Below are 7,786 nucleotides of genomic sequence, written 5' to 3'. Positions count from 1 at the left end.
ACTGATGAAAAATCAGTGAGTAGGTTTTAGGGGTGAGTATCATGTCAGGAATCACGTATGAGCGAATACCGGATGGCAGGCCAGTTGCCGACCGACGTACAGCTGCCCGTCGTGCCACGCTGCACATCGCTTCGGAAAATCCGCGGCCACAAAGGTCACTTGCCATCATTGATGGGCGCGTGCTCTCTCGCGAGCACCTTTCGTGGGAGCTTCTCGCCAACGGGCTTGGCCTCCATATCGTCAATTTCGGCTCGGTGGATGATATCGACGACTTCGACGCCTCGGAGTTCTCGGCCATTCTTGTGTGTGTCGACGATGCAAGACTCATGGATAATTCCATTGTGCTCGAGATCGAGGAACTGGTGCTGAGGTTTCCCAATGCGCCGGTTATCGTCCAGGCCGATATTTGCGGCTTCCAGCAGATTTTGACCGTTCTCGAACACGGGGCACGGGGCTATCTTCCAGGCAATGCCGGCATATCGGTCTGCATGGAAGCAATATCGATGGCGCTGGCCGGAGGTGTGTTTGTTGCGGCAGAAAATCTCAGTGACATCCAGCGCATTCTGGGGACGCGGCGCTATCAATCCAAACGGGGGACCATGTTTACGCCGCGGGAAGAGGACGTCATTCAGGTGTTGCGATTAGGTAAGGCGAACAAGTCGATTGCGTATACGCTGAACCTTGCACCAAACACTGTCAAAGTTCACGTCCGCAACATTCTCAAGAAGCTGCGGGTCACGAACCGCTCGGAAGCAATTTACAAGATCAACGCGATGTATGACGAGGTGGCGTGATGTTCAGCTTCGGTCTTTTCTGGGCGTTGACGACTTTCCTCATGGTGAGCCTGTTGGATCAGGTGCGCCGAACCAGTGGGGACCTGGCGAAGAGCCAGGTGGCCCGGTGGTACCTGTCCGACGGGGACGAGGCTCGCCATGGGGAAACATTAAATTAGGGGCGCGCAAAGCAGCAAACTGCATCGTAACTGATGAGTGCAGTGTTCAATCGAATTTCGGGACGTACGCATCAAATGCGACGTCCCCTTTTTATCAAAGGGCGGTTATTAACCTTTCCTTTTTGGCAGCGACTGTCGCGCATTCCAACTTCCATTATTCGCTGTCACGTGCCGACGCCTGGCTGATTGCAAACGGCAAGCAACAGCCCCTCCCACACTTCCTTAAGATTGAAAACGTAAGTTGAACGGGTTGGTCGTTTACGGGAACTGGTAATCGGGGCTTGTTCGCCTATAAGGGCAGTCTTGAAAGTCACCACATGCGATATGGGAAGTATACGAGGTGCCAGAGCGAACATCTCCACTTGCGCCGTTCAGACACGAGACGTTCCGGACGATCTGGATTGCCAATCTCTCCTCCAATTTCGGCTCGCTCATCCAGGCCGTCGGCGCCGCCTGGATGATGACGACCATATCGAGTTCAGTCGATATGGTCGCGCTCGTGCAGGCATCAACAGCGCTGCCGATCATGCTGTTCTCGCTGATTTCCGGTGCCCTGGCGGATAATTTCAACCGCCGCGCCGTCATGATCGTCGCGCAGACGTTCATGGTTGTCATATCGGTGCTTTTGACCGTCTTTGCCTATCTTGGCCTGATTACGCCCTGGCTGCTTCTTGCGTTCACCTTCCTGCTCGGCTGCGGAACCGCCCTCAATAATCCGTCGTGGCAGGCGTCCGTCGGCGACATGGTTCCCCGCGACGATCTTCCGGGCGCGGTCGCCCTCAACAGTATGGGGTTCAATATCACCCGCAGCGTCGGCCCCGCCATTGGGGGCGTCATTGTTGCCGCGGCCGGGGCGGCGGCGGCTTTTGCCGTCAATGCGGTGAGCTACTTTCCGATCATCTTTGCCTTGCTGCGCTGGCAACCGAGCTACGCGCCCAATTCTTTGCCGCGCGAAACGATGGGGCGGGCCATTTCAGCCGGACTGCGTTATGTGGCCATGTCGCCGAATATCGGCAAGGTGATTTTCCGTGGCTTTGTCTTCGGGTTCTCCGCGAGCGCCGTGCTCGCGTTACTGCCGCTTGTTGCCCGTGATCTCGTCGGTGGTGGCCCGCTCGTTTATGGCATCATGCTCGGTTCGTTCGGCATCGGCGCCATCGGGGGCGCGCTCCTCAGCGCGCGGCTGCGCGAATTCCTGTCGAGCGAGGCGATTGTGCGCATCGCCTTTGCCGGATTTGCGCTAAGCGCAGCGATTGCTGCCATAAGCTCGAATGCCTGGCCGACCAATGCGGCGCTTTTTGTATCCGGCGCCTGCTGGGTGCTCGCCCTTTCATTGTTCAATGTCACCGTGCAGCTTTCGACGCCGCGCTGGGTCGTCGGGCGCGCCTTGTCACTCTATCAGACCACAACGTTCGGAGGGATTGCCGCCGGCAGCTGGCTTTGGGGAGTGGCAGCGGGGAGCTATGGTGCCGATCGGGCGCTGCTCGCGTCGAGCCTCATCATGCTCTTGGGTGCTGCCATCGGTCTGCGTTACGCCTTGCCGGAATTCAAAACGCTCAATCTCGACCCGCTCAATCGCTTCAGCGAGCCCCTGCTCGCGCTTGATCTAAAGCCGCGCAGCGGTCCCATTGTCATCATGATTGATTACATCATCGCCAAAGAGGACGTAGGGGAGTTTCTCAGCGTCATGGCCGACAGGCGGCGCGTGCGTATTCGCGACGGTGCAGGACACTGGGCGCTCATGCGTGATCTCGAAAATCCGGAGATCTGGACCGAGAGCTACCACACGCCTACATGGGTTGAATATGTCCGTCACAACCAACGGCGGACTCACGCCGATGCCGAGATCTGGGATCGGATACGCCAGCTTCATCGCGGCCAGGACAATCCGCGCGTGCATCGCATGATTGAACGCCAGACCATCCTCCCGCATGATATTGCCGCCCACAAGACGCCGATCGACTTGGCGTGAGAGCGGTCAATATCAAGGTTTGAGATCAAAGGCGCCCCTGAGGCTGCCGTCCATGTAGAATGGAACGGAGGTGTGGACATGGGCGATGCGCCACGTTCCCTCCTGCTTGACGAGGCCGAGCGTCTGGCGAAACCACAGATCGACCGTCTCGCCGTCGGTTTTCGTACCGGTCATGTGTACGAGGCTTCTGGCGAAGGCAACCTCGCCGCTTGCCTCGATGCGGGTGTCGCGAGCTTCGCCCCCAATGGGCCCCTCCCACGTGGCGAACCAAGCGGCGAGGTCTTCCGCGTCCCTGCCCTCGTATTTGAGTGGCGGCGCAAGGGTGAATTGCACGACATCGTCCGTGAGGTGCGACATGACCCTTGCAGCGTCCTTTTTAGAGATGGCATCCGACCATGATTGGATGATAGCCTCGACTGCGTGTTTCTCGTCCATTGAACGTCTCCTTGATTGCGTCACCTCAAGGACGAACGGGCCGTTGCCGGGCCGACAGTGTCATGAAAAAGATATCGGGCCGGAGCCTTTCCTTGAAGAACCCTTCAGCCTTCTGAAAGCCTGTCGAGGTGCAGGCGAATATGGGCAGCTTCTGCCGCAGTGTTGGCCAGCGAAATCGCCTGGTTGAACGCTTCACGCGCTTCCCGGGTGCGTCCGACTTTCATCAACAGGCCGCCCTTGACGCCGAAGAAGTGAAAATAGCCTGATAGCCTGTCCTCCAAAGGTTCTATAAGAGCAAGCGCGGCCTCTGGCCCACTTGTCTTTGCCACGGCGACGGCGCGGTTGAGCGTGATAACCGGTGATGGTGTCAGCCGTTCAAGAGCGGCGTAGAGGAGGTCGATCTCCGCCCAGTCCGTATCGTCGGCCCGTTCGGCCCTTGCGTGCAGAGCGGCAATGGCTGCCTGAATCTGGTAGGGACCAGGGCTGCGATGGCGCATGGCCTTGTCGATCAGGGCAAGACCCTCGGCAATCATCTTGCGGTTCCATAAGGTCCTGTCTTGATCCTCAAGAAGGACGACGGCGCCGTTGGCGTCGAAACGTGCAGCGGCTCGGGCACTTTGCAAAAGAAGCAGGGCGGTGAGCCCCATGATTTCAGGTTCGCCAGGAAATATCCGCAAAAGTAGCCGCGCCAGCCGGATTGCCTCTTCGCATAAAGGAAAGCGCGCCTGTTGCTCGCTGCCGCCGGCCGAATAGCCTTCATTGAAGATCAGGTAAACCATTGCGGCCACAACCGCGAGCCGTTCGGAACGTTCGACGGGTCCGGGTGTTTCGAACGGCACGTCGCCGCTGCCAATACGGGCCTTTGCCCGGGTGATCCGCTGTTCCATGGCGCTTTCGCTGACAAGGAAGGCCCTGGCGATCTGCTTGACCGAAAGGCCGGACACGATACGCAGGGCAAGGGGGATCTGCTGGGTTGCAGGAAGATCCGGATGACAGCATATGAACAGGAGCCGCAGGATGTCGTCGCGATAATCGGAATTGTCAATTTTTTCCGCAATCGCAGTCTCGCGGTCATCGAGATCCGACAGGACCTCTTCCGGTGGTAGCGGCTGTTGTCTCGCCTGGCGCCTGACGCCGTCGATCGCACTGTTGCGGGCAACGAATATCAGCCAGGCGGTGGGGTCGCGCGGCGGACCGTTTTTCGGCCAGTTTTTCAAAGCGCGCAGGCAGGCCTCCTGGAAAGCTTCCTGCGCCGTGTCGAGATTGCGGAAATAACGCAGCAGCGCACCGACTGCCTGCGGGCGCGCGGCCGTGAGTGCTGCGTCGATCCACCCCGCATCGCTCATGTCAGGTTTGCTCCCGGACGGAAGATGGAAACGGGGCGTATTTCGTAAGAGCCGGTGCCGGGATTAGCAACGGCAAGGTCCTTTGCCGTGTCAATGGCCTCATCCAGCGACGCGCACTCGACGATATAAAAGCCAAGCAACTGTTCCTTGGTTTCCGCAAACGGTCCGTCGATGATGACCGGTTCATCGCGTCCCTTTCGCAGCGTCGTTGCAGATGTCGTCGGCAGAAGTCGCGCGACCGGTCCAAGCCGCCCTTGTTGTCTGAGCTTGTCCTGAACCACGCCAAGGCGCGCCATGACCGCGTCATCCTCCTCCTTGGTCCATGCGCCGACAACGTCCTCGGGATTGTAGCAAAAAATGGCATAGAGCATACGCGGTTGATTCCTCTTTGAGTGAAGACGAACCAGTATGGCCGATCCCGACACCGGGTCGAGAAATTTATGTGTTGTGGGGAGAATAAACCGGCGCATGCTTAAGGGGTAACCACCACTTCGCAAACACTCCCAACGACACCTTGCCTCAGCATCACCGGCATGGATGGCCAGGCGTGATCCTGCAACTGGGCCGGGGACTATAACAGGGCGGTGGACGGTCATATCGCGCCAGGAAATTGGGGCCCGGTAACAGGGCGGCCTGTCGACAATCGTCGCTCGACGCCCTGCTTTTTTCCGCCGTTTTCCAGTGCGTTCCAGTGTTCCAGCCTATTTGCGGGTATTGCCTAACGCTTTGGGCGCATCGCCCTCCGCTATAATCCGATACGCGCTTCAGATATTCTTGGGCGAATCTCATGCATGGAGGCAGCAAAAGTGGCAAAGGCTGTCTGGTCGCCCGACCAGTATCTGAAGTTTGAAGACGAGCGCACCCGTCCCGCCAATGACCTGCTTGGCGCCGTTCCCAATCAGGACGTGAAGCGGGCAGTCGATCTTGGCTGCGGTCCAGGCAACTCCACGGAACTCCTCGTAAAGCGATATCCTGAGGCGGTCATTGAGGGCATCGACGCGTCGGCGGAAATGATCGACAAGGCAAAACGCCGCCTTCCCGGCATTTCATTCAAGGTGTCGGACATCGATAGCTGGCAACCCGAAGATGGCGCTGACCTTCTTTACGCCAATGCCGTCATGCAGTGGCTGCCCAATCACGATCAGCTCTTTGCCCGGTTGATGGGCTTCCTCAATCAGGGCGGCTCGTTGGCGATTCAGATGCCCGACAACCTCGAGCAACCGACCCACGTTGCGATGCGTGAGGTGGCCGCGCAAGGCGAATGGGCAAATAAAATGGCGCAGGCTGATTTATCCCGCACCAGGGTGGGGGATGCTTCGTTCTACTACCAATTGCTGCGGCCACTCGCTCAGCGCGTCGATGTCTGGCGCACAACCTACCATCATCCCGTGCACGGCCTTGACGGTATCATCGAATGGTTCAAGGGATCAGGCCTGCGCCCCTACCTCGACGTGCTTGACGAAGACGAGCGTTTGCGTTTTCTTCAAGCCTACAGGGCGCGTATCACCCCGTCCTATCCCGTAATGCACGATGGTATGGTGTTGCTGCCGTTCCCCCGCCTGTTCATCGTCGCAACCTGCTGAACACGATGGAAGTTTCAGCTCTTTCGGGCAATTTTTCCTCCAGGTTGAAATCAATAAATTATTGAAGGTGTTTCGCAAATGAATGCGCAATAGGCACCTAGCTTCCGTTTTGCGAAAGACGCACAATCGGCTTTGCGGTGGCGACACCGGGAAGATGATATGCGTGCAGAGGAGTGCACCTTGGTCATCTTTCGAGTGGAGAATTATTGAAAATCAGCTCGGATGCCATGCTTTCTGGTGCATAACGCATCGGGCGGCAACCGGAGACTTAGGCGTTTGCCAAGGGGAGGAACAATGCTCGACGGGTTTTTCAAGCTTACCGGCCACAACACGTCCGTGCGCACGGAGGTGCTAGCCGGATTCACGACATTTCTGACAATGTCATACATCATCTTCGTCAATCCGGAAATTTTGTCTTCGACCGGCATGGACCGAAACGCCATCTTTGTGGCGACCTGTATAGCGGCAGCACTTGGCTCGGCCGTCATGGGCCTCGTTGCCAACTGGCCGATCGGTATGGCGCCGGGAATGGGCCTTAATGCCTTCTTCGCCTTTACGGTCGTGGCGGCGATGGGCTTTACCTGGCAGCAAGCGCTGGGCGCCGTTTTCATCTCCGGCTGCATCTTTCTGCTCTTGACGGTCACCGGTGTGCGCAGCTGGCTCGTTGCCGGCATTCCCAAATCGCTACGCAGTGCCATTGCCGCCGGTATCGGTCTTTTCCTTGCGTTCATCGCATTAAAGACATCCGGCATTGTCGTCGCCAATCCCGCGACGTTCGTCGGACTTGGTCATCTCGGCGCCACAGGCACGCTGCTGGCGATTGTCGGCTTCTTCATCATTGCGGCGCTTGACGCCATGAAGGTGCGCGGATCGATCCTGATCGGTATTCTCGTGGTGACTGTGCTGTCGATGCTGCTTGGGGTCAGCGAATTCAAGGGCGTCTTTTCAGCGCCACCAAGCCTTGCGCCGACCTTCCTGCAACTTGACATTCTGGGCGCGTTGCATACGGGCTTCCTGCAGGTCATCCTCGTCTTCGTGCTGGTTGAAGTGTTCGACGCCACCGGCACGCTGATCGGAGTCAGCAAGCGCGCCGGCCTTATCGAAGAAGGAAAACCCAACAATCTTGGCCGCGCCCTTTTTGCAGACAGTACCGCGATCGTGGCGGGTTCACTTCTTGGCACCAGCAGCACGACCGCCTATGTCGAGAGTGCATCGGGTGTGCAGGCTGGCGGGCGTACGGGTCTGACCGCGCTGACGATTGCGGTCCTGTTTCTCGCCTCACTGTTCATTGCGCCGCTTGCTGCGTCCGTGCCCGGTTATGCCACAGCGCCGGCGCTGCTCTACGTCGCCGGCCTGATGATGCATGAGCTTGTTGACATCGAATGGCGCGACGTGACTGAATCGACCCCCGCTGCATTGACGGCGCTGATGATCCCGTTCACCTACTCGATCGCCAACGGTCTCGCCTTCGGCTTCATCAGCTACGTCGTGCTGAAGACGC

7 protein-coding genes are annotated in these 7,786 nt (G+C 58.2%); 4 read left to right on the top strand and 3 right to left on the bottom strand.

Annotated elements, in window-relative coordinates; translation table 11 throughout:
• Positions 1-41 precede the first annotated feature (41 nt).
• Positions 42-794 (top strand): response regulator transcription factor, encoded by a 753-nt coding sequence (locus AAAB35_RS24995; RefSeq protein ID WP_340671005.1) that lies wholly within the window; start codon positions 42-44, stop codon positions 792-794.
• Positions 795-1,292: 498 nt separating this feature from the next.
• The gene (locus AAAB35_RS24990; protein ID WP_340671004.1) at positions 1,293-2,921 is read left to right on the top strand and encodes an MFS transporter; all 1,629 of its coding nucleotides are present in this window, start codon (positions 1,293-1,295) and stop codon (positions 2,919-2,921) included.
• 12 nt (positions 2,922-2,933) lie between these two features.
• Here the strand turns inward: AAAB35_RS24990 and AAAB35_RS24985 are convergent, their stop codons facing one another.
• The 3 genes from AAAB35_RS24985 to AAAB35_RS24975 all read right to left on the bottom strand — a co-directional run bounded on the left by AAAB35_RS24985 (position 2,934) and on the right by AAAB35_RS24975 (position 5,073).
• Positions 2,934-3,356 carry an SgcJ/EcaC family oxidoreductase gene (locus AAAB35_RS24985; RefSeq protein ID WP_340671003.1) on the bottom strand — a complete coding sequence of 141 codons (423 nt, stop codon included), beginning with the start codon at positions 3,354-3,356 and terminating at the stop codon, positions 2,934-2,936.
• 104 nt (positions 3,357-3,460) lie between these two features.
• A complete protein-coding gene (locus AAAB35_RS24980) occupies positions 3,461-4,702 on the bottom strand; it encodes an RNA polymerase sigma factor (protein WP_340671002.1) in 1,242 nt (413 codons plus the stop codon).
• Entirely contained in the window at positions 4,699-5,073 is a 375-nt protein-coding gene (locus tag AAAB35_RS24975; protein ID WP_340671001.1) for a YciI family protein, read from the bottom strand. Before AAAB35_RS24975 ends, AAAB35_RS24980 begins: the two co-directional genes overlap by 4 nt.
• Before the next feature lie 435 nt (positions 5,074-5,508).
• Here AAAB35_RS24975 and tam point away from each other — a divergent pair, with 435 nt between their 5' ends.
• Both tam and AAAB35_RS24965 read left to right on the top strand, forming a co-directional pair.
• The gene (tam, locus tag AAAB35_RS24970; protein ID WP_340671000.1) at positions 5,509-6,285 is read left to right on the top strand and encodes a trans-aconitate 2-methyltransferase; all 777 of its coding nucleotides are present in this window, start codon (positions 5,509-5,511) and stop codon (positions 6,283-6,285) included.
• 294 nt (positions 6,286-6,579) lie between these two features.
• A partial coding sequence (locus AAAB35_RS24965; RefSeq protein WP_340670999.1) for an NCS2 family permease occupies positions 6,580-7,786 on the top strand: 1,207 nt, incomplete at its 3' end.

It is taken from the genome of Phyllobacterium sp. (assembly GCF_037994425.1).
Taxonomy (GTDB): domain Bacteria; phylum Pseudomonadota; class Alphaproteobacteria; order Rhizobiales; family Rhizobiaceae; genus Phyllobacterium.
The sequence above is the reverse complement of the archived record's forward strand: the minus strand, read 5'-3'. Positions and strand labels throughout refer to the sequence as shown.